This window comes from Flavobacterium flavipallidum (genome assembly GCF_038289905.1).
In the GTDB taxonomy this organism is placed as follows: domain Bacteria; phylum Bacteroidota; class Bacteroidia; order Flavobacteriales; family Flavobacteriaceae; genus Flavobacterium; species Flavobacterium flavipallidum.
The window spans coordinates 1-22,285 of sequence record NZ_JBBYHU010000030.1 but is presented as its reverse complement, the minus strand read 5'-3'; the positions used below and the strand labels follow the sequence as shown (position 1 = coordinate 22,285).

At 34.0% G+C, this 22,285-nt stretch carries 15 protein-coding genes; 6 read left to right on the top strand and 9 right to left on the bottom strand.

Annotated features, from left to right (window positions below):
• Nucleotides 1-81: 81 nt before the first annotated feature.
• From AAEO59_RS13060 to AAEO59_RS13045, 4 genes are read left to right on the top strand one after another with little or no spacing between them, the layout of a single operon-like run.
• A complete protein-coding gene (locus tag AAEO59_RS13060; RefSeq protein WP_341701194.1) occupies nucleotides 82-4,152 on the top strand; it encodes a response regulator in 4,071 nt (1,356 codons plus the stop codon).
• The gene (locus AAEO59_RS13055) at nucleotides 4,149-4,961 is read left to right on the top strand and encodes a CheR family methyltransferase (RefSeq protein WP_341701193.1); all 813 of its coding nucleotides are present in this window, start codon (nucleotides 4,149-4,151) and stop codon (nucleotides 4,959-4,961) included. The genes AAEO59_RS13060 and AAEO59_RS13055 overlap by 4 nt, the downstream gene beginning before the upstream one ends.
• Nucleotides 4,958-5,521 carry a chemotaxis protein CheB gene (locus tag AAEO59_RS13050; protein WP_341701192.1) on the top strand — a complete coding sequence of 188 codons (564 nt, stop codon included), beginning with the start codon at nucleotides 4,958-4,960 and terminating at the stop codon, nucleotides 5,519-5,521. The genes AAEO59_RS13055 and AAEO59_RS13050 overlap by 4 nt, the downstream gene beginning before the upstream one ends.
• Entirely contained in the window at nucleotides 5,505-6,614 is a 1,110-nt protein-coding gene (locus AAEO59_RS13045) for a sensor histidine kinase (RefSeq protein ID WP_341701191.1), read from the top strand. Before AAEO59_RS13050 ends, AAEO59_RS13045 begins: the two co-directional genes overlap by 17 nt.
• 40 nt (nucleotides 6,615-6,654) lie before the next feature.
• On the opposite strand, the gene AAEO59_RS13040 is transcribed toward AAEO59_RS13045, so the two are convergent.
• The 4 genes from AAEO59_RS13040 to gyrB form a co-directional block, all read right to left on the bottom strand.
• The gene (locus AAEO59_RS13040) at nucleotides 6,655-8,160 is read right to left on the bottom strand and encodes a T9SS type B sorting domain-containing protein (protein WP_341701190.1); all 1,506 of its coding nucleotides are present in this window, start codon (nucleotides 8,158-8,160) and stop codon (nucleotides 6,655-6,657) included.
• Between the two features lie 185 nt (nucleotides 8,161-8,345).
• Complete coding sequence (gene secDF / locus AAEO59_RS13035) at nucleotides 8,346-11,321, bottom strand: protein translocase subunit SecDF (RefSeq protein WP_341701189.1); 2,976 nt, start codon at nucleotides 11,319-11,321, stop codon at nucleotides 8,346-8,348.
• A 216-nt stretch (nucleotides 11,322-11,537) separates the two neighbouring features.
• The gene (gene mdh / locus AAEO59_RS13030; protein WP_341701188.1) at nucleotides 11,538-12,473 is read right to left on the bottom strand and encodes a malate dehydrogenase; all 936 of its coding nucleotides are present in this window, start codon (nucleotides 12,471-12,473) and stop codon (nucleotides 11,538-11,540) included.
• Nucleotides 12,474-12,566: 93 nt separating this feature from the next.
• Nucleotides 12,567-14,507 (bottom strand): DNA topoisomerase (ATP-hydrolyzing) subunit B, encoded by a 1,941-nt coding sequence (gyrB, locus tag AAEO59_RS13025; RefSeq protein ID WP_341701187.1) that lies wholly within the window; start codon nucleotides 14,505-14,507, stop codon nucleotides 12,567-12,569.
• Nucleotides 14,508-14,697: 190 nt separating this feature from the next.
• Between gyrB and AAEO59_RS13020 the strand changes: the two genes are divergently transcribed.
• The gene (locus AAEO59_RS13020; protein WP_341701186.1) at nucleotides 14,698-15,156 is read left to right on the top strand and encodes an RNA methyltransferase; all 459 of its coding nucleotides are present in this window, start codon (nucleotides 14,698-14,700) and stop codon (nucleotides 15,154-15,156) included.
• Nucleotides 15,157-15,335: 179 nt separating this feature from the next.
• Here the strand turns inward: AAEO59_RS13020 and gatB/aspS are convergent, their stop codons facing one another.
• From gatB/aspS to AAEO59_RS12995, 5 genes are all read right to left on the bottom strand, one after another.
• Nucleotides 15,336-18,668, bottom strand: coding sequence for a bifunctional amidotransferase subunit GatB/aspartate--tRNA ligase AspS (gene gatB/aspS, locus AAEO59_RS13015; protein WP_341701185.1), 3,333 nt, complete (start codon nucleotides 18,666-18,668; stop codon nucleotides 15,336-15,338).
• Complete coding sequence (locus AAEO59_RS13010) at nucleotides 18,668-20,065, bottom strand: amidase family protein (RefSeq protein WP_341701184.1); 1,398 nt, start codon at nucleotides 20,063-20,065, stop codon at nucleotides 18,668-18,670. Before AAEO59_RS13010 ends, gatB/aspS begins: the two co-directional genes overlap by 1 nt.
• A gap of 134 nt (nucleotides 20,066-20,199) precedes the next feature.
• Nucleotides 20,200-20,457, bottom strand: a complete 258-nt coding sequence (locus tag AAEO59_RS13005; protein ID WP_341701183.1) for a hypothetical protein — start codon at nucleotides 20,455-20,457, stop codon at nucleotides 20,200-20,202.
• Between the two features lie 183 nt (nucleotides 20,458-20,640).
• The gene (locus AAEO59_RS13000) at nucleotides 20,641-20,847 is read right to left on the bottom strand and encodes a hypothetical protein (RefSeq protein WP_341701182.1); all 207 of its coding nucleotides are present in this window, start codon (nucleotides 20,845-20,847) and stop codon (nucleotides 20,641-20,643) included.
• Nucleotides 20,848-20,854: 7 nt separating this feature from the next.
• A complete protein-coding gene (locus AAEO59_RS12995) occupies nucleotides 20,855-21,304 on the bottom strand; it encodes a hypothetical protein (protein ID WP_341701181.1) in 450 nt (149 codons plus the stop codon).
• A 182-nt stretch (nucleotides 21,305-21,486) separates the two neighbouring features.
• On the opposite strand from AAEO59_RS12995, the gene AAEO59_RS12990 reads away from it, so the two are divergent.
• A complete protein-coding gene (locus AAEO59_RS12990; protein ID WP_341701180.1) occupies nucleotides 21,487-22,032 on the top strand; it encodes a DUF2911 domain-containing protein in 546 nt (181 codons plus the stop codon).
• The last annotated feature ends 253 nt before the right edge of the window (nucleotides 22,033-22,285 follow it).

Here is a 22,285-nt window from a genome sequence, read left to right as displayed (position 1 = left end):
CAAAACAAAACCCCAAATTTATTTTGTTTTCAAACTAAATTTCATAAAAAAATATCGAAACTAACCTACAATCTACTTCATATGTGGAAAAATTTATCTTTTAAAAAGCAATTAATTTTTATTCTTTTAATTCCCATATCCGGACTCCTATTTTTTTCAGTTGTAAATATTTACAACACTTATCAAAAATTTACCCGAATAGAAAACAGCACTAATAGAATTGATCAAATTGCTCATTTTTCTCAAGCAATTATGCTTATTAATAACGAGAGAACTTTAATTCAATATTCCACCTTTGATTCATCTAAAAAATCCGAATCCGAATTAGGAATGACAAAAACACTGGAATGGTTTTCTAAATTTAATTCGCAAGACAGTGTTGCACATAAAAACATTGAAGAGGCTCGAAAAATTATAAATACCATCCATTTCAATGTTGGCACAAAAAAATACACCTCTTTAAAAACGTTTAATGAATATGTTGCATTGAACAATATTTTCAATAATTTAATTGAAAGAGAAATAGTAAATTGTGATAATGCAAGCTTAGCACAACTGGCTCAAAATTTCAAAGCCTATATTGATACAAAATCATCAGCAAACCAAATAAGAGGTATCATATTTGACAAATTGACCAATGATACTATTCATAACGACTTATATGGTTATTATGAAAATATCAAAAATTTAAATACAAATGCTGATTTTAAACTAGAAAACTACCACCGATCCAAAGTAAATGATGAACTCATCGAATTAAAAAAATCGGATGAATATAAATCTTTTTTAACCACCTCTGAAGCAATTCTTACGAACAAGATTAAAATATCTCCTCATAAATGGTGGACTCAATCAACAGTAATAAATGACAAATTGAATGTATTAAAAATTAAAAAACTGAATTACATTCTTAAATTAGCACAAGAAGAAAAAGACAAAGCCATTACTAGCACAATTCTTTCTTTGCTAACAATTTTATTGTTAATTATAACAACGGTTATTTTAGTTTACAAATTAATCACCAACACTTCAGCTGCATTAAATTTAATTGCCGGAAAAATAGAAAAAATTGCTCTGGGTAATACTGACTTAAAACATACTCTTAGAGGCAACATAGAGCTGGATTCTATTAGAGAATCTTTTAAAAAATTAACAAGCGCCATTAACGAACAAGTTGAATTAGCTACAAAAATTAGTTCCGGAAATCTTGGAGACACCATTAATGTAAGAAGTGAATCAGACACTTTGAATAGATCCCTAAACAAAATGTCGCTTGAGCTAAAACGATTCCATGACGAGGAGGCCGAAAACAGTTTGCTTGAAAAAAATATAATTCAGGTAAACAAAACCATTATTAATTCAAAAAACATCAGTGAATTTGGCAGTAATTTAAGTAAAATATTAGCTACTCAAACTGAAGCCTGTCAAGCTACTTTTTACATTAGTGATTATATAGAAAACAAAAACAATCTTATCAAAATAGGCAGCTATGCTGATGATGACAATAGTCCTAAATCCATAGCTCAGGGAGAAGGAATAATAGGTGAAGTATTTAAACACAATGAACAAAAGTGCTTTAATAACCTTAATAAAGAATACTCATACCTTGCCTCTTCCTTAGGAAAATCACCTATTTATAATATTTTAATCACCCCTATTTCATACAAGAACACCGTTATTGGAGTTATCGAAATAGGGTCTTTAAATAATTTTACCGAAACGAATCAAAAACTTTTAAACAGTTTAAAAAACTCCTTAGGAAACGCTGCAGCTGTTTTCATTAGAAATGAAGAATTAAAATTTTCGGTTGAAGAAATCAATCGAAAAAACAATATTCTGCAAGTTCAGGAAGAAGAATTAAGACAAAGCAATGAAGAGCTTAATAAAAACACTTTATTACTACAACAATCTGAAGAAGAACTTAAAAATCAAGCTGCTGAATTAGAACAAACCAATGCTTATCTTGAGGAAAAAAGTCGTGAACTGGAAATTAAAAATCACGAAATCGAAAAGAAAAACAGTGACCTTATTATCGCTCAGGATGAATTAAATGTAAAATCGGAAGAAATTGCGCAGGCAAGTAAATACAAATCGGAGTTTTTAGCTAATATGTCCCATGAATTAAGAACCCCTTTGAACAGTATTTTAATTCTTTCGGATATTTTAAAAGACAATACAGCTGGTAATTTGACCAATGCTCAGTTAGAAAATTTATCGGTAATCAACACTTCCGGTAAGGACTTATTAGACCTTATCAATGACATCTTAGACATTTCAAAAATTGAAGCCGGTAAGGTTGAAATTTATCCTGAGAATACCGTTACAGAACGAATTTTCACTGACATGGAAGGACTTTTCAAAACCCAAATGCAGAAAAAGAATATTCGTTTTGAAACTAAAATAACAGAGAAATGTCCGAGAGAAATCTACAATGATGTGGGTAAAATAGAACAGATTCTTAAAAACTTTTTGTCCAATGCCTTAAAATTCACTCCTGATGGAGGAACTGTCTCTATGACTTTTGATGTTCCAGCAGATGATTGGAACTACAGCAATCCTAAACTGAGCGAATTGAAAAAAACAGAAATTATATCGATTGCAATCAAGGATAATGGTATAGGAATATCTGAAGAAAACAAGAAAAAATTATTCCAGAGTTTTCAGCAAGCTGACAGCTCAACCAGCAGAAAATATGGCGGAACGGGATTAGGATTATCCATCTCAAAACAGTTAGCCGGATTACTTAACGGAGAAGTATTCTTTGACAGCCAATTAAATAACGGAAGTACCTTTGGGCTTATAATACCTGTTAAATATGAAGACAACAACGAAAACAACATTTCTGCGGAAACCGTTGTTTCTAGTATTCCTGAAACAGTAAAAGAAACACAAATAGAATCCGAATATCCAAAAGCCAATGAAGAGTTTGTAGATCTTTCGGCTTCCATCAATGACGATCGAAATTTAGCCGACATTGATGATAAAACAGTCTTAATAATTGAAGACGATCCTTCTTTTGCCGATGTATTACTTCAGGTAGCGCATAATAACGGATTTAAAGCTATTATTGCTCATCAGGGTGAAACCGGATTTCAATATGCTAAAAAATACAATCCTAAAGCGATTATTCTGGATATGAAATTACCCGGAATTGACGGATGGACTGTTTTAAAATGGCTTAAAGAAGATGACGAATTAAAACACATTCCGGTTCATGTAATGTCAGGAATGAAAAGAGAAAAATTGGCCAAAGAAATGGGTGCCTTCGATTTCTTAGTTAAACCAATTACACCTGAAAAACTTAAAAATGCCTTTCATTCTATCGATGAAGAAATCAATAAAGTATTCAAAAAAGTACTGATTTTAGAAGATGACGAAAAACTAAACTATTCGATTAAACAATTACTGCATGCTAATGATAAAAACACCATTTGCATTCAGGCATATTCGCGTTCTGAAGCCGAAAATATACTTAGCAATGTTGATGTTGACTGCGCCATCATTGACTTAGGATTACCTGATTCAGACAACATTAAAGCTATATCTGAATTAAAAAATATTTCCAAAAATAAAAACATCAAAATTATTATCAATACAGGAAAGAACCTATCGGATAACGAACAGTTTGAACTTGAAAAAAGTGTGGATAGCATTGTAATCAAAACAAATAATGCCACCGAAAGATTGAAAGATGAAATTCTTTTATTTTTAAACAAAATCGAAACTACTGAAAATACCGAGTATAAAACTGCTCCAAATTTAGCCGGAGGCGAAATCCTCAAAAACAAAAACATTCTTCTCGTTGATGATGATATTCGTAACATTTATGCCTTATCTGCAGCACTAACAGCTAAAGGTGCCATAATAACAACTGCATTTAACGGAATAGAAGCCTTGAATGCTTTAGAAGAGCATCAAAGTTTTGATGTTGTATTAATGGATATTATGATGCCGGAAATGGATGGCTTTGAAGCGACTAAAAAGATTAGAGAAAATCCAAAATGGAAAAACCTGCCTATTATTGCTTTAACAGCCAAAGCAATGAAAGGAGATCGTGACGAAATTATTAATGCCGGAGCTTCAGACTACCAGTCAAAACCAATTGACATTCAAAAACTTATTTCATTAATCAGCATTTGGATTTATAAATGATAACATTAAACGAACTTGACGAATTGCTTTTTACCATAAAAATGCAATTCGATTATGATTTTAGTGATTACTCTAAGGCCTCAATGCTAAGGAGAATTGATCGTTTTATGTCTATCAATAAAATGAAAAATGCGGTTGATTTAAAATTTGAACTTATTAATAAGCCTGCTATTTTCCAGAATTTCATCAATGAAATTGTAGTTAACGTAAGTGAATTTTTCAGAGATCCCAGCTTTTATAAATCGCTACAGGAAAAAGTATTTCCTTATTTAGATAGTTATCCTAAAATCAATATTTGGAGTGCTGGCTGTTCTTTTGGAGAAGAAACCTATTCACTAAATATTTTATTAAAGGAAAATAATCTGTTTTCAAAAAGTAGAATTTATGCAACCGATATTAGCACAAACGCTATTGCTAAATCAAAAAAAGGTATCTATGAAAATGCCAATTTTAAAGATTACACGAAAAACTATTATGAATGTGGAGGAAAAGAATCTTTAAAAAACTACTTTGTTTCTGACGAAAGACATTCGATGATCAATTCAGAATTAAAACAAAACATACTTTTTTCTAATCACAATCTGGTTGCCGATGGTGTTTTTAAAGAATGTCAATTAATTCTTTGCCGAAATGTATTGATCTATTTTAACAATGATTTGCAAAATAAAGCGTTAGAACTTTTTTATAAAAGTTTACCTATTCATGGTTTTTTGGCAATTGGAAAAAAAGAAACATTACGATTTAGTAACGTAAATAGTTATTTCAAAGAAATTGATCGAGAAGAAAAAATTTATCAAAAAATAAGATGAAACCCGAAGTCATAATAATAGGCGGCTCGGCCGGAGCTTTTGATGTAATTTTGTCAATTTTAAAACAATTAGACAAAAGTATTGATGTGCCTATTATTATTGTTTTACATCGATTAAAAAACACCATTTCTTCATTTGAAACAATCTTACAAATGAATACCCATTATTCGGTAAAGGAAATTGAGGACAAAGATAAAATGGAAAAAGGTTTTCTTTATACTGCTCCGGCTAACTATCATTTACTTTTAGAAGAGGATTTGACTTTCTCTTTGGATGTATCCGAACCTATTAATTACAGCCGACCTTCTATCGATGTATCTTTTGAATCGTTTTCAACAATATTAAAAGAAAAATGCCTTGCCATATTACTTTCCGGTTCCAATGAGGATGGCGCATTCGGATTAAAAACAATTGCAAAAAATAACGGCAAAACAATTATTCAAGATAGCAACGAAGCCGAATTTGCCAAAATGCCAAAAGCCGCAAAAAACATTTGCGATAAACACCAAGAATTAAATACCACAAACATAGTAAAGATATTAAATGATGAATTCCGTTAAAAAACACACGCTATTATTAATAGACGATAAACCCGCCAATTTAATTGCGCTAAAAAGTATTCTAGAAAGTCCTGACAGAACTATCATTACATGCAATTCTGGTAATGAAGGATTACAAATACTCTTAAAAGAGAAAATTTCCCTTATTTTAGTCGATGTACAAATGCCTGAAATGGATGGTTATGAATTTGTTGAAATCACGAAGCAACACCCAAATACCGCCAATATACCAACACTTTTTGTAACGGCTATAAGTAATGAGGACAAATACATCAATAAAGCCTATGAGTTAGGAGCTATCGACTTCTTATTCAAACCATTAAACACAGAAATCACAAGAAAAAAAGTAGAGTCTTTCTTGAAGATATGGGACTATGATCAAGAATTAAAAAGATTAAACGATAAATTAGTAGCTAAGAATGGTGAATTAGAACAATTTGCCAATATCATCGCCCATGATTTAAAAACCCCTTTAAACAATATCACCTTCCTAATTAAATTCCTGGAAGAAGAACATCTATTGGATTTAAAAGAAGAAGCGAATGAGCTATTTGATATGGTTAAATCATCGGCAATGACAATGTCAAAACTAATTGATGATTTATTGCATTATTCTAAAAACGTAGAGAATAACGAGGGAAAAGAGTCGCTTAATATTCTTAACGAAGTGAATGCTGTAATCAAACTGCTTAATCCCAATAATGATATTAAAATAAATAAAAGCAACTTAAATCACTCCATTAGTTTTCAAAAAGTTGCTTTCAAACAAATTATTCAAAATTTATTGTCAAATGCAATTAAATACAATGACAAAGAAATAACGGAAATTACTATTTCATACAACGAAATAACACAACAATTAGCCGTTAGCGACAATGGCCCCGGAATTCCTGCAAGTCAGGCAGAAAAGATATTTCAAATGTTTTATACCCTTGGGCAATCTTCTAGAGGAGATTCAGGAACTGGAATAGGATTGAATTTAGTTCGAAAATTAGCTGAAAGAAACGATGCTAAAGTCTATTTTAACTCTAATTACAAAGACGGGTCTGAATTTGTTATCTCAGAACTTAAAACAGAACTCAAACTAGTTTAAAAACTAAAAAGGAATTGCCTACTTAGACAATTCCTTTTTTTTATCTCTTTAATGAAAAATGCGATTTAAATTCTTTCACAACATTATTTTCTAAATAATGAATGACAAACCAATAGTCATCTGACGGCAAATTATGGCCGTTATAAGTACCATTCCAACCTGCACCATTAGGACTTATTTGTTTCAAAAACTTTCCGTAACGGTCAAATATTCTAATGTACGCATAGGGTTGTGAACTTAACTCTGAAATATTCCAAAAATCATTATAACCATCATTATTAGGAGTAAAATATTTTGGATAATTGATTACTATAATTCCCGATTTTGTGATACTGTTTGGCATACTACATCCTGTTTGATCCATAACTGTAACCGAATGTGAACCGGAACTCACATATTCAAACACATTGGAGGACTGATAAGGACCATCATCTAATTGATACAAATAATCACCTCCAGCATTAGTAGCCGTAATGGTAATTTTTTGATTCTCTTCAAAAGCCTGTGATACAGTCCAAGTAAAATCAACTAAAGTGTTAGAAGGTAAAACGGTAATCGTTATTTCTTGGGAACCTGCACATTGACCGGAATCTGGTTCAAATTTATATTTAGCGGTGTTCATATTGTCTACGGTAGCAGGAGTCCAGGTTCCTGTAACCCCTGTTGGTGAAGTAGTCTCTAAAATGGGTGCCGGACTTCCAGAACATATTGTGGAATCAATAAAACCGGGACTATCAGGATTAACCACAATAGTCATTGTTTGCGTGTTCATACAAATATTAGCAGGCGTAAATGTATAGGTTGTAGTAGCTGTATTATCAACTGCTGGTGACCAGGTTCCACGATAACCTTCTAAAGAAGTTGTGGGCAAGGTTGGCGGAGGATCCCCCGCACATATTGGAGCCACTTGTGTAAAAGTGGGTGTTGGCCTAGGTAGTAAAGGATTACATGCAACAGTACAAGTTACAGAGGAAATATCACAAGGATAAGTTGTATGCCATACGGTTAAAGTAACTGACTGCCCTGGTGATAATCCTGTAACTTCTAAATTGGTCCCATTATTCTTAGTTCCATAAATTGGGGTAGCGCCATCAATAGAATAGTAATAAGTATATTGATTAGGTATGCCTGCAGTATTTGTCCAATCAAAAAAAACCGCATCGTATATTGTAGCTGGAGCTGTAATTTGAGTACGATCACATCTTAAAAGGAGAATATCGGATCCATTATCAGCCAGAACTCTTACTTCAATCCTGGTACGAGGTGAACTTTCAATACCTCCAATAGTTTCTGTAACATAATAAAATGTAGTACCAACAGTAGTTGTTGATGGAATTGGGGCAGCTGGATATTCAGTACCACCTGTTAAAGCATCATACCATCTTAAAGTAGCTGATGGATTTGAAGGCGTTGCAGTCAATGCTGTTGCTGTACTTCCCTGACAGTAATAAACAGGAGAAGAAACTGTAGGCTGAGCAAAAGTACTAATACTAAACAATATATTAGCCAGACAAATAAAGACAAGTAAAAGTAGATTCTTTTTCATTATTCTAATTTTTAGGAATAAATTGAGATTTTGGGGAAATCTAATTATTAGGTAAATATATTAAAAAAGCTAGCTTTAATAAAAGGAATTGAGAAATATATAAATGATTCTAAAAACAGCTAATTAATTTCAAAAAAAAAGACCCAGCTAAAAAGCTGAGTCTTAATTATTAAAATAAAAGCATCTTAAGCTGCTTCGTGTTGTTTTTCAACTGTTGTTTTTTCTTCTTTCGAAATTGTATCAACCAATACTGGTGTTGCAATAAACAATGAAGAATAAGTTCCTACAACAATACCTACTAACATGGCAAAGATAAATCCTCTAATTGATTCTCCACCAAAGATGAACATTGTTAATAATACGATAATCATCATTAATGAAGTATTCAAAGTTCTAGATAAAGTAGTATTAATAGAAGCATTTACAATTTCCTCAAAACTTCCTTTACGGTTTCCAAGGATAAACTCTCTAATTCTATCAAATACAATTACCGTATCATTCATCGAATAACCGATAACCGTAAGAATTGCAGCGATAAAATGTTGATCCATTTCCATGTGGAAAGGCATGAATTTATAACATAATGAGTAGATTCCTAATACAAAGATTACGTCATGTGCCACGGCAGCAATAGCTCCTAATGAATATTGCCATTTACGGAATGAAATCATCAAATACAAGAAGATTACGGCCATAGCTCCTAATACCGCCCAATACGAATTTGTTTTGATATCTTCAGAGATGGAAGCTCCAACTTTAGAAGCTTGTAATACACCTACTTTTTTACCATCAAAAGTATTGATGAATTTATCATAAGAAGTATTTGGATAATATTTAGCTAAAGCATTATATAACTTTTGATTTACTTCTTCGTCAATAGCTACTCCGTCTTCTTTAATTTTATACTTAGTCGTAATTTTCAATTGATCTGCATCACCTAAAATTTTAGCTTCAACAGGTGTTCCGAATGCTGTAGATAATTCATCTGAAACAACAGCAGCATCAACCGGTTTTTCAAATTTAACCTGGAAAGTTCTTCCTCCTACAAAATCAACACCTTGATCTAATCCATTAACAAAGAAAATAGAAATTAAACTCACTACAACTACGATGGAGGAAAATACATAAGTGATTTTCTTAATCTTAATAAAATCATAGTGGAAATTAGTGAACCAATTTTTAGTAATATTAGTAGAGAACGTTAAAGTAGCTTTTCCTAAAATATTTTTATCAATAAAAATTCTGGCAATAAAAATAGATGTAAACAATGAGGTAACTATACCGATAAGTAATGTTAATGCAAAACCTTTAATAGGTCCTGTCCCAAAAATAAACAAAATAGCTCCTGTTAAAACGTGAGTAACGTTAGCATCAATAATAGAACGCATCGCTCCATGCCATCCGTAAGAAGAAATAACTGCATCTGCAAGTGATTTACCCTCACGTAATTCTTCCTTAGCTCTTTCATAGATAATAATGTTAGCATCCACCGCAGTACCTAAAGTTAATACGATACCTGCAATACCCGGCAATGTTAATACAAAACCAAAACTTGCCATAATTCCGAATAAGAACAATAAGTTTAATAATAAAGCCAAGTTTGCATACCAACCAGCTTTACCATAATAAAATACCATCCACAAGCATACTAACAAAAATCCTACTATAGAAGAAATCATACCTGCGTCAATAGAAGCCTGACCTAAAGATGGTCCAACTACTGTAGATTGAATAATATCTGCCGATGCTGGTAATTTACCTGCATTTAATACGTTTGCTAAGTCTTTCGTTTCTGTAATATCAAAAGAACCTGTAATTTCTGATCTTCCTCCTGCAATAGGTCCACTAGAAACCCCTGGAGCTGAATAAACAACGTTATCTAAAACAATAGCGATATAACTTTTTTGAGTAAAAGCTCTTCCTGTTAATTCTTCCCAGATTTTAGCACCCTGAGGATTCATTTGCATAGAAACAGCTGGTTTCCCCATTTGGTCAAAGGTATCATTTGCATCAGTAACCAAACCTCCGTTCATAGCAGGTACATTGTCTCTGTTACCTTTTAAAGCATATAATTCAACTGCTTCAATTTGTTTACCATCTTTAGATGTTAAGTTAGTTGGCTTACTCCAAACAAATTTTGCATAATGTTGATCTGCAGCTAATAAAATTCTAACATCTGGTCTTTTAAAATAACTATTAATTACAGCAGTATCTTTTGGTGAAAAAAGTCCAAGAACAGGACCTCCACCTTGACCAATCATTTTATCTAATAATGGATTATTTCCTTTTTTGGTAGTAGCTGAATCTTTAGTAGTATCAGTCAATAATGCGCTCAATGAATCTTTAACAACTGGCTTAGCTTCAGTTTTAGTAGCTACAGTCTTCTTTAAAGTTTCATTAGCAGCCATTAAGAAATTACCAATTTCTTCAATTTTATAAGTTTCCCAAAACTCTAATTGCGCTTTTCCACCTAATAATTTCTTAATTCTATCCACATCCTTAGCACCAGGAAGCTCTACTAAGATTCTTCCTGATTCTCCTAATTTTTGGATATTAGGCTGAGTAACTCCAAATTTGTCGATACGCTCTCTTAATACTTTGTAAGCACTTTCGATAGACTCACCAACTTTTCTTCTAATTACTTTTTGAACCTGAGCATCTGTCATTTGAAAATCAACTCCACCTTCTCCCTGCATACTTCTGTTTGCAAAAATATCTGGTGATGCCAATTTTACAGTTCCTTTTGAATTAGCCTCAAAAGCTTCAAAAAACTTATCTAAATAGTTTTTATTTCCTTCTAAATTAGCAGTAGCATCAGCTAACGACTTATTAAATACAGGATTTTTAGAATTATTAGATAATCCTTTCAATACATCTTTAATAGAAATTTGAAGAATTACGTTAATACCTCCTTCTAAATCAAGACCTTTATTAAGTTGTTTATTTTTTACCTCATCATAAGTAAATTCAGTAAAACCAAGATTCAACACACTGATTTTACCAATAGAATCTAAATATTTTAGCTCTTTATCAGGATTATCACCTGCAAAAGCCTTAGCTTCACTTTTGACGCTATTAGCAACAAAAGTAAATGTGAGTTGGTAAATACTTACCAATGCAAATAGAATTGCGAAAAATTTAATAAGTCCTTTATTCTGCATTATTACTAAAAATTAATTAATTTATTCTTCCATCAAGGCTCAAAACCAACACTTTAGCCATCTCCCTCTTCTTTAAAGTGAGTAAAAACAGCATATATTCTTTTTTTAAACCGAGCAAATATATAATTCTGGTTAAGATTAACCAATTTATTTATGAATTAATCTCAAAAAAAAGACTGCATAATTGCAGCCTTCCTTTTTATATTTGTTAAAAGGTTAAGTCAAAACACTTTTCAAAGCTTCATTCATTGCCCTAACCGCATCAGCACTCTTAGCAAACAAAGCTTTTTCTTTATCATCTAACTTGATATCTATTATCTCCTCTACACCATTTTTACCAATGATACAAGGCACTCCGATACAAATATCATTTTGACCATATTCACCCTCAACATAAACAGAACAAGCTATCATTCTTTTTTGATCATTTAAAATACTGTCTACCAAAAAAGCAACAGAAGCACCCGGAGCATACCAAGCCGAAGTTCCTAAAAGACCAGTAAGCGTTGCTCCACCAACCATAGTATCAGCAGCAACTTTTTGCAAAACATCTTCAGTTAGAAATTGCGTTACCGGTATTCCATTATAGGCCGCCAAACGCGTCAAAGGAATCATCGTTGTATCACCATGACCACCTACAACCATTCCCGAAATATCATTTGCAGGTTTATCCAAAGCAAGAGACAGATAAGTCCTAAAACGGGAACTATCTAAAATCCCTCCCATACCTATAATTCTATTTTTTGGCAAACCAGTCGATTTCAAAGCCAGATACGTCATTGTATCCATTGGATTAGAAACCATCACAATGATTGTTTCAGGCGAATATTTTAAAATATTCTCAACAACCGATTTTACTATGCCAGCATTAATTCCTATCAATTCCTCACGAGTCATACCCGGTTTTCTAGGAATTCCGGAAGTCACCACCACCACATCACTATTAGCGGTTTTTGAATAATCATTAGTAACTCCGATAACTCGCGTATTAAAACCAGTATCCGTAGCACACTGCATAATATCTAAAGCTTTACCTTCAGCAAAACCTTCTTTGATATCTAACAAAACTACTTCACTGGCAATACCTCTATAAGATATAACGTCTGCACAGGTTGCGCCAACATTTCCTGCTCCTACAATAGTAACTTTCATATTAAAACGTTTATTCGGTTTAGTAAATAAAATTGGTTAACTCTCGCTAATCTACAATTTATTACTCAAAATAACCATCCAACAAACGATTTTTTATGCATCAATATTAGCGTAAACCGCATTTTTCTCGATAAATTCTCTACGTGGTGGTACTTCATCCCCCATCAACATAGAAAACACACGATCAGCCTCTGCTAAACTTTCAATGGTTACCTGACGTAAAGTTCTAAAATTAGGATCCATTGTAGTTTCCCACAACTGCTCCGCATTCATCTCCCCAAGACCTTTATAACGCTGAATATTAGCACTTCCTCCCATTCTTTCGTTAGCCTGATCACGTTGAACATCATTCCAAGCGTATTCCTTTTTGTTTCCTTTTTTAACTAAATACAAAGGTGGAGCGGCAATATAAACATGCCCTTCTTCAATTAATTCTTTCATAAAACGGAAGAAGAAGGTTAAAATCAAAGTAGAAATGTGACTACCATCAACATCGGCATCACACATGATGATTACTTTATGGTAACGTAGTTTTGAAATATTCAAAGCTTTACTATCTTCCTCTGTTCCAATTGTCACACCCAAAGCTGTAAAGATATTTCGAATCTCTTCGTTTTCAAAAACCTTGTGATGCATCGCTTTTTCCACATTCAAAATCTTACCACGCAATGGCAAAATCGCTTGAAAATTACGATCACGACCTTGTTTAGCAGTTCCACCCGCCGAATCTCCCTCGACAAGATACACTTCACATTTTGCAGGATCCTGTTCCGAACAATCGGATAATTTACCTGGTAATCCACCGCCACCCATCACGGTTTTACGCTGTACCATTTCGCGCGCTTTTTTAGCCGCATGACGTGCCTGAGCTGCCAAAATTACTTTTTGTACAATGATTTTAGCATCATTTGGATTTTCTTCCAAATAATTCTCCACCATTTCGCTCACCGCCTGACTAACTGGAGAAACAACTTCTCTGTTACCCAATTTGGTTTTAGTTTGTCCTTCAAATTGAGGCTCAGCCACTTTTACCGAAATAATCGCAGTTAAACCCTCACGGAAATCATCTCCTGAAATATCAAATTTCAATTTCTCTAACATTCCGGAAGCATCGGCATATTTCTTCAAAGAACGGGTTAATCCCATTCTGAAACCTTGTAAATGCGTTCCTCCTTCGTGCGTATTGATATTATTTACATAAGAAAAAATATTCTCAGAATAACTTGTATTGTAAATCAAAGCCACCTCAACAGGAATTTCCGCATTTGGATTATCCATAGAAATTACGTGTCCGATAATTGGCTCACGATTTCCATCCAGATAACGAATATATTCTTTTAAACCTTCCTGTGAATGAAACACTTCTCCAACAGGTTCTCCCTTTTCATCTTTTTCTCTTTTATCACAAAAATGAATGGTGATTCCTTTGTTCAGGAAAGCCAACTCACGCATACGAGCCGACAAAGTATCATAAGAATACTCCGTTGTTTGCGTAAAAATTACCGGATCTGGATAAAAAGTAACAATCGTACCTCTTTTTGTAGTATCACCAATTTGTTTTACCGGATACAAAGCTTTTCCTCTCTCATATTCCTGTTGGTAAATTTTACCATCACTACTATGAACAGTAGCTGTTAAATGGGTTGACAAAGCGTTCACACAGGAAACTCCAACCCCGTGTAAACCTCCGGAAACTTTATACGAATCTTTATCGAATTTACCTCCCGCACCAATTTTAGTCATTACAACCTCAAGTGCCGAAACGCCTTCTTTTTTATGAATTCCAACCGGAATACCACGTCCATTATCTTCTACAGTAATCGAACCATCTTCATTGATAGCAACACTAATTGTATCACAGTGACCTCCCATCGCCTCATCGATGGAGTTATCCACTACCTCATAAACCAAATGATGAAGTCCACGAACCCCAACATCACCAATATACATCGATGGACGCATTCTTACGTGCTCCATTCCCTCTAATGCCTGAATACTATCCGCTGAATAATTGTTCTTGATTTCTTCGCTCATATGTTTAATTCTAAATGTATTTTTGTCTAACACGCAAATATATAAAAACGCAATTTATATAGCGTTAAAATTACCCTTATTAAGGCTTAAGTTATCAACAAAAATTGTGAATTTCAACCCAAAAAAACAGCTGTTTTTTCTGCTAAAATTAAAATTTGACAATACTAGCAACTGTTTGTATTTTTGCCTCATGAATGACAATTTTACAACTGAATTTTTCGGCATAGGAATACAAAACGGTAAAACACCTGAAAACTTGGGCGTTTTATGGAGAACTGCTCAAAATATGGGCGCCAGTTATATTTTCACCATTGGTAATCGCTATGCCAAACAAGCTTGTGATACGCACAACGCAGTAAAATCCATGCCTTATTTTCATTATGAAACCTTTGAAGATTTTTTTAATAACCTTCCAAAAGGTGCACGATTAGTGGGCGTAGAACTGGACGACCGAGCCGAAGATTTAGAAACTTTCGAACATCCAAGGCGTTGCGTATATCTTTTAGGCGCAGAAGACAATGGACTTTCTAAAAAAGCCATTGAAAAATGCCACTTTCTGGTAAAATTCAAATCAGAGAAAAGCCTGAATGTTTCTGTGGCTGGAAGTATTGTCCTTTACGACAGAAGCCGGAATAAACCGAGGTCATAAACTCTCAAGTCACACTAAAAAACAACCGCAGATTCGCAGATTTTTACTTTAAAAATACTGAAAAATCATCTAAAAATCTGCGAATCTGCGGTTTTAAAAACTTATTCAATTATATCTAAAAAGCGGATTCCTACTTTTCAGTACAAATCCGCTTTTACTTTTTATTTTGTTTTTTTATATTATCTATTGATAATCCTCACATTCATCTCCTCTACTTTTTTATCAGATAATGGTGAAGGCGCTCCAAATAATAAATCTTCACTAGTTCCAGTTTTAGGAAAAGCCATCACTTCACGAATAGAGGCTTTTTTCTCCAAAATCATCATCAAACGGTCAATTCCCCAAGCAATACCTCCATGAGGCGGTGCTCCGTACTGGAAAGCTTTATACATCGTTCCCACACTCTTAATCATCTCTTCTTTGTTGTAACCCATGTTTCTATAAGTTGCCTCCAGAATTTCCGATTTGTGTGCACGAACAGAACCTCCTCCAATTTCGTATCCATTTAAAATGATGTCGTATTGTTGTGCGATGATAGTTCCAATTTCTTCTTCTTTACCATCCATATGCTTTTGCAAATCATAAACCGCCGGCATCGAGAATGGATTGTGTGTAAAAGTCCATCTTCCTTCATCCGTTTTTTCAAACATTGGAAAATCAACTACCCAAGCAGGACGTAATTCTTTAGCATTAATCAAATGCAACATTCTTCCCATTTCCTGACGAACCGCATCCAAAGCCTTATTCGCTGTCGCATAATCAGCAGCCGAGAAGAATACAATATCTCCCACCTGTGCTTCAGTCGCTTTTATTATTCCGGCCGCAATGTCCTCTCCTAAGAACTTGATAATTGGCGATTGCAATTCATCTTCATTCACAATAATATAGGCCAATCCACCCAAACCATGCTGTTGCGCAATAGCTGTCAAAGCTTCAATTTGCCCTTTAGACATACGCTTATTACCTTGTTCCTGAGCCGAAACTTTAATACATTTTACAATTCCGCCTTCTTCAATTGGCTTAGAGAAAACTTGGAAAGTAGTATCTTTTACAATTTCGGTAATATCCTGCATTTTTAATCCAAAACGCAAATCAGGACGGTCACAACCGTAATAATCCATCGCTTCTTTGTAAGTCAAGACTTCAAACGGACGCAAAATCCATTTGTTTCCATACACTTTTTTCACTACTTCATTAAACAACTTGGTGTTCAAATCAATAATTTGCTGCATGCTGGCATAGGCCATTTCCATATCTAATTGCGTGAACTCCGGCTGACGGTCTCCACGAGAATCCTCATCTCTGAAACAACGCGCTACCTGGAAATATTTTTCATAACCACTAACCATTAACATTTGCTTGAACTGCTGTGGCGCTTGTGGTAAAGTATAGAATGAACCAGCCTGTTTACGTGTAGGCACGATAAATTCACGCGCACCCTCATCTGTTCCTGCACTTAATATTGGTGTTTCGATTTCTAAAAATTCTTCTTCGTCCAGAATATCACGAATCAACTTAATCACTTTATGACGATTCACAATAGCACGACGTACCTCATCATTTCTGTGATCTAAGAACTTATATTGAAAACGGGTAGCTTCATTTGTTTTGGCTGCTCTTTTAATCTCAAAAGGCAGTGTTTTTGACAAGTTTAAAATTTCCAATTCTGAAGTTTCCAATTCAATCTTACCGGTACGCAATCCTGCATTATAATCATCTTCATTACGTCCAACGACTTTTCCTTTAACAGAAATTACCGATTCCGGCTTTAACTTCACCAACTCATCGATATTGGGAAATGTTTCTCTACTGATATTAACTTGGAAAATTTCATAACTCGAATCACGCAAATCGATAAACATCAATTCTCCGTGATCACGTACACTGGATACCCAGCCTGACAAAGTCACCTCTTCTCCAATGTTTTCTTCTGATAATTGAGAAATTTTATGTGTTCTATAGGTTTCCTTTACGATAATTGGAATTTCCGGTAAGGCTTCTTCCTGAACTTCTTTTTGTTCAGCAGTTACTTCTTTTGCCGCTTTTTCCTGAGTCGTTTTTTGCTCTGAAGCCGTTCCGGAACTTAAGCTATCTAAAATAATCTGACGAATTACTTTACCATTTGCTCCTTTTCCAAGAACTCCCAAAACTTTCCCCACTAAAATCCCTGCTTTTCCTTGATCTCCTGCAGCAATGTCTTTGGCTACAGCTTCATTCTCAGCGATAACTTTGGCGATAACTTCCTGAATTTTCTCTTCCGAAATGGTATTTTCCTCAAAGTACTTTTTATAATCAAATTTCGCCTCTTTCAGATAGCTTGCTAATGCATTTTGCACCAAAACAGCGGTAATTTTCTCCGCTTTAAACAATTTGAAAATTTCGATAATATCCTGAACATTGTGGATTTTATCATAATCTTCGGCCTTGACATTATTAGATAAGGTTTTAGCTACAAATGACGGATCGTTAATCTCGTGATTAATCGTCACAAATGTTCTGGAACGCAAGGCATCAGCCGTGAAGAATTTAGCATCTTGCGGCAAAACACCTCCACCAATCAAAATAGACTCCACCGCAAAAGGCAAGGCACTGGTATCTACTTTTATTACTTCAACTTCCTTTTTAATATTTACAAAAGGTAAATCCGGCTCTGAGATGAAACGGTAATCCGCTTCAAATTCCTTTTTACGCATGGTTTTGGTTTGCTTCAAATCAGCATCCCACAACACAGTCGTTTGATCAGGGCGAAACTCCTTATGTTCAATGTAATAATTAAATTGTTTTTCAACCTCTTCTTTCAAAGCTTCTACCATAAACTTAAACGAGTTCAAGTTTTTGATTTCCGTTCTTGGATTCAAATCATAAGAATGTTTTTTGCGCAAAGACACCGAAACATCCGATTTGAATTCTCCTTTTTCCAAATTCGCTTCAGAAATTCCTAAATTTTGAACAATACGCTGAATATATTGCGCATAAGTGGACGCATCCTCTATATTACGAATGCAAGGCTCCGTAACAATTTCAATCAAAGGCACTCCGGCTTTATTAAAATCTACTAAGGAAATTTTCTTTTCGTGCATCAATTTAGCCGCATCTTCCTCAATATGTACCTGAGTCAAATTGACTGTAAATTGTGTTCCGTCATTTCTATAGCAAGACACATGTCCGTCTGGAATGATTGGGTTATGAAATTGCGTAATCTGAATATTCTTTGGGTTATCTGGGTATTCATAATGTTTTCTATCCCAGGAAATCACTTCATTACTAAAGGAAGAATCGACTGCTTTTCCAAAATAAATAGCCTTCATTACCGCTTCTTTATTTACAGCAGGCAAAACTCCCATTTGTCCGGTACAAACCGAACATATATTTTGATTTGGTGTTTCAATTTCTTGATTAGGACAAGAACAAAACAACTTGGTTTTGGTATTTAATCGAACGTGAGTTTCGAGTCCGATAACCAATTCTAAATCGTGCGCCTTTATGGCAGCTGTTAATTGTTCTAATTCCATTATAAAATATCTTTTAAGAAGTTAGCAAATTGCATCACTAATTCGTCATTATTCTTTGCTGCCGTAATTTGCAGTCCTGTTTCCGTTCCTTGTGGCACAGTTAAGGTTGGTAATTGTCCCAAACTAAAACCAACAGTATACGCATCTGATAAATACATCGCCAAAGGATCTTTCAAACTGTCTCCTATTTTTGGTGGTGTACTTGGTGTTACCGGTGATAAAATCACATCCACTTCTTTGAAATCTTCGCTGAAATTCTCAGAAATCTGATCTCTCAAAGCCAGTCCTTTTAAATAGATTTCATCAGAGAATCCCTGAGACAACACTTGGTTTCCTCCCACAATTCTGCGTTTAGTCTCTTCAGAGAAGTTTTCAGAACGTGTTACTGCATAACTATCAATCAAATTATCTCCTTCGATACGGTTTCCGTAATTCGTACCATCTAAACGAGATAAGTTAGAAGCTGTTTCGGCCATCGCCAAAGTATAATAGGTAGAAACCAAAATATCCGATTTGAAGAAATCCAGTTCCTTCACCTCAATTCCTTTCTCTTTTATTTTTTCGACAACAGCTAAGAAATCAGCTTTTATCTGAGGATTGATTGCTTCGCTTTGGATAAAATTTTTAAAATAACCGATTGTTTTAATTGATGAAGTAGCAATGGCTTCTTCAGTAATTTCATTAGAAACGATTGAAGTCTGATCTTTTGGATCTTTTCCACTCATGACATTCAATACAATTCGGATATCTTCGATTGATTTTGCTAAAGGCCCCACGCAATCTGTAGAAGAAGCATAAGCCATTAAACCATATCTTGAAATTCTTCCGTAAGTAGGTTTTAAACCATAAATATGATTGTATCCTGCTGGCTGGCGAATAGAACCTCCCGTATCTCCACCAATAGAAAACACCGTATATTCTTTAGCCACATTCACAGCCGATCCTCCACTCGATCCTCCACCTACTAATTCCGGATTAATGGCATTCTTAACCGCTCCAAAAATGGTATTTTCACTAGACGAACCATGACCAAAACTGTCACAGTTTTCTTTTACCAATGGAATAGCACCAGCATCCAATAATCTTTGAATTGCTGTTGCCGTATATGCTGATTTATAATTTTTCAACAAATCCGAACTAGCAGTAGTGTAAGTCCCTTGCACCATGTACACATCTTTGATTCCAAAAGGAATTCCTTCCAGCAATTCAATAGGCTCTCCATTAGCAATTTTAGCATCTACTTTGGCAGCCAAATCAAGCGCCATCGTATCCAACAAAGAATTTACTGAATTATAAGTGTTTTGTTTTAATAAATCTAATTTTTCCTGCACTAAAGCCGTACAGCTTATTTGTTTGGACACCAATTGTTGGTGTATTTTTTTTATCTGAGATTCCATTTTATATTGTACTCATATTGTAAATGAGTTTTAATTTTAAAATTAATTTTAAAAAAATAAACCATTAAGAAATTAAGTCCCATTAAGCTTAATTAACTAAACTTCTTAATGGTTTAAAATCAAAAGTATATTTTTTAACTCTCTATAACTTTAGCAACAACTAAAAATCCATTTTTCTTGTTCGGGAAGTTTTCGATAATAATTTGTTTTTCTATAGCCGAACTTTCCTCCACCACATCTTCTCTCAAATCACCAACCGAAACACAATTATGATTGACATTATTTAAGGAATTCTCATTTGATGGGTGCGCATTTTTAATCACATCAAACAATTGGTTTACGCTCTCCGAAGGCTGCGCTCCCTTAATACTCGACAATATGTCGACTGTCATTATTTTACTCATAATTTTATGTAGTTTTAAAGTCAAACTTTTAAGCTCGCGAAATTACAAAAAGTTTTATTAGGGAATAATGTTTTTTTAAATGATTTCAATTGTACAAAAGCCAAAGTCGTTAGCGCAATCAAACTTAAATAATGAAACAAGAATTACAAATAACACAATTCTTTAAAAAATTCATCGTATTGCTTTGAAAAAATAAACAATCCCCATAATCACAAGCATTACAATCCCCGCCCAATGTTTAAAATCCCCAACTTTCACCTGAAATTTATAAAGTTTATCCTTTTCAGTAACATCTTTATGCCAAAGTTTGTGAATTTTATAAAAAGCAAAAGCTGATATAAACCAAGAAAAACTGCATATTAAATACCAATAATCCATTTGTAAATCAATTAATTTCTTCTATCAAATACTTCGTCCCATTAATTTCAAAAGTAAACCCAATGCTATTCCCCATTAATTTATTCCCCAAAGGTGATTGTGGAGAAAGCGCTATTACATTTATTCCGTCAATAGTAATTTTTGGCAAAGCCAAAGACAAATACAAATAAATCCCGTTAGCTTTTACCAAACTTCCTAAAGCGATGGTTTTAGCAATTACTAAAGCATCAATTTTATCCAAAACCGCTTTTTGCTCCAAAACCTCTCGTAGTTTGGTATTGAATTTTTCCTGTTCCAAGTGCATCATCGATAAAGCCGTTTCATGTTTATCGCCTGCCGAACCTTTGGCATCATTTTTAGAATCTTCGGTCAAAGCAGAAATCATATCACGAAAAGCATCAATCCGATCTTCTACCATTCGGGAATAATAGTGATGTATTTTTTGTTTGAAAGTCATTTTCAGTCTATTCTGGCCCTCAGTTGCAGAGCCAATTATTTTTAATCAAGTACGCAAATTTAATTTATTATTCTAAAGACACACTATTTCGCAACGCTTTTGAAATTCTTAACAAATCCCGAACAATTTTTATTTAACTTCGTAAATAAATCTTTACTAATCGTATACTTTTAAAAACAACTATGAAAAAATTAAAATTTCTTTCCGCTATCGCTTTTGGCGCTCTATTATTGGCAACATCAAATGTTCAGGCGCAAAAGTTTCCAGGTTTAGACAAAAGTCCAATGGACCTTGCCTCTTTTCCTAACGACTACAAAATCCCTGAAAAAACTGCCAAAGTAATTTATAGTCGTCCACAATTAAAAAGTCGCACACTAAACGATTTAGCCCCAGCAGGAAAAGTATGGAGAACCGGTGCTAACGAAGCTACAGTAATCACTTTCAATAAAGATGTGACTCTTGGGAAAACAAAGATTAAAGCCGGAACTTATGCTTTATTCACTATTCCTAATGAAAAAGAATGGACTATCATTTTAAATAAAGACATTAATTCTTGGGGGGCTTATTCTTATAAAGAAGCTAACGATGTTGCCCGACTAAATGTTCCTGTAACTCAAGCCGAAGAAGCTCTAGAAGCTTTTTCTATGGTTTTCACCAAAGGAGATAATGGAATTATTCTAAACTTAGGTTGGGACAAAACACGCGTAGCTATTCCGTTTACAGAGTAATTCTTTTATTTTTTCAACCGTAAAGAACACAAAGGTTTCGCCAAGCTCACTAAGCTTAAAAATAAAAAAAGATAATCTTTTAAATCATAAATCTGTAGCAAAAAAAATAACCGCAAAGCTATCTTAAATCAGGCATATTCATAATACCTCAATCTATTGTTTTTCATAAAAATAGGTATTATATTAGAAGAAACAAACCCCGAAATTGCTCAAAAGGAGTCAAAAACGGGGTTTTCTTTTATAGTGTGATGCC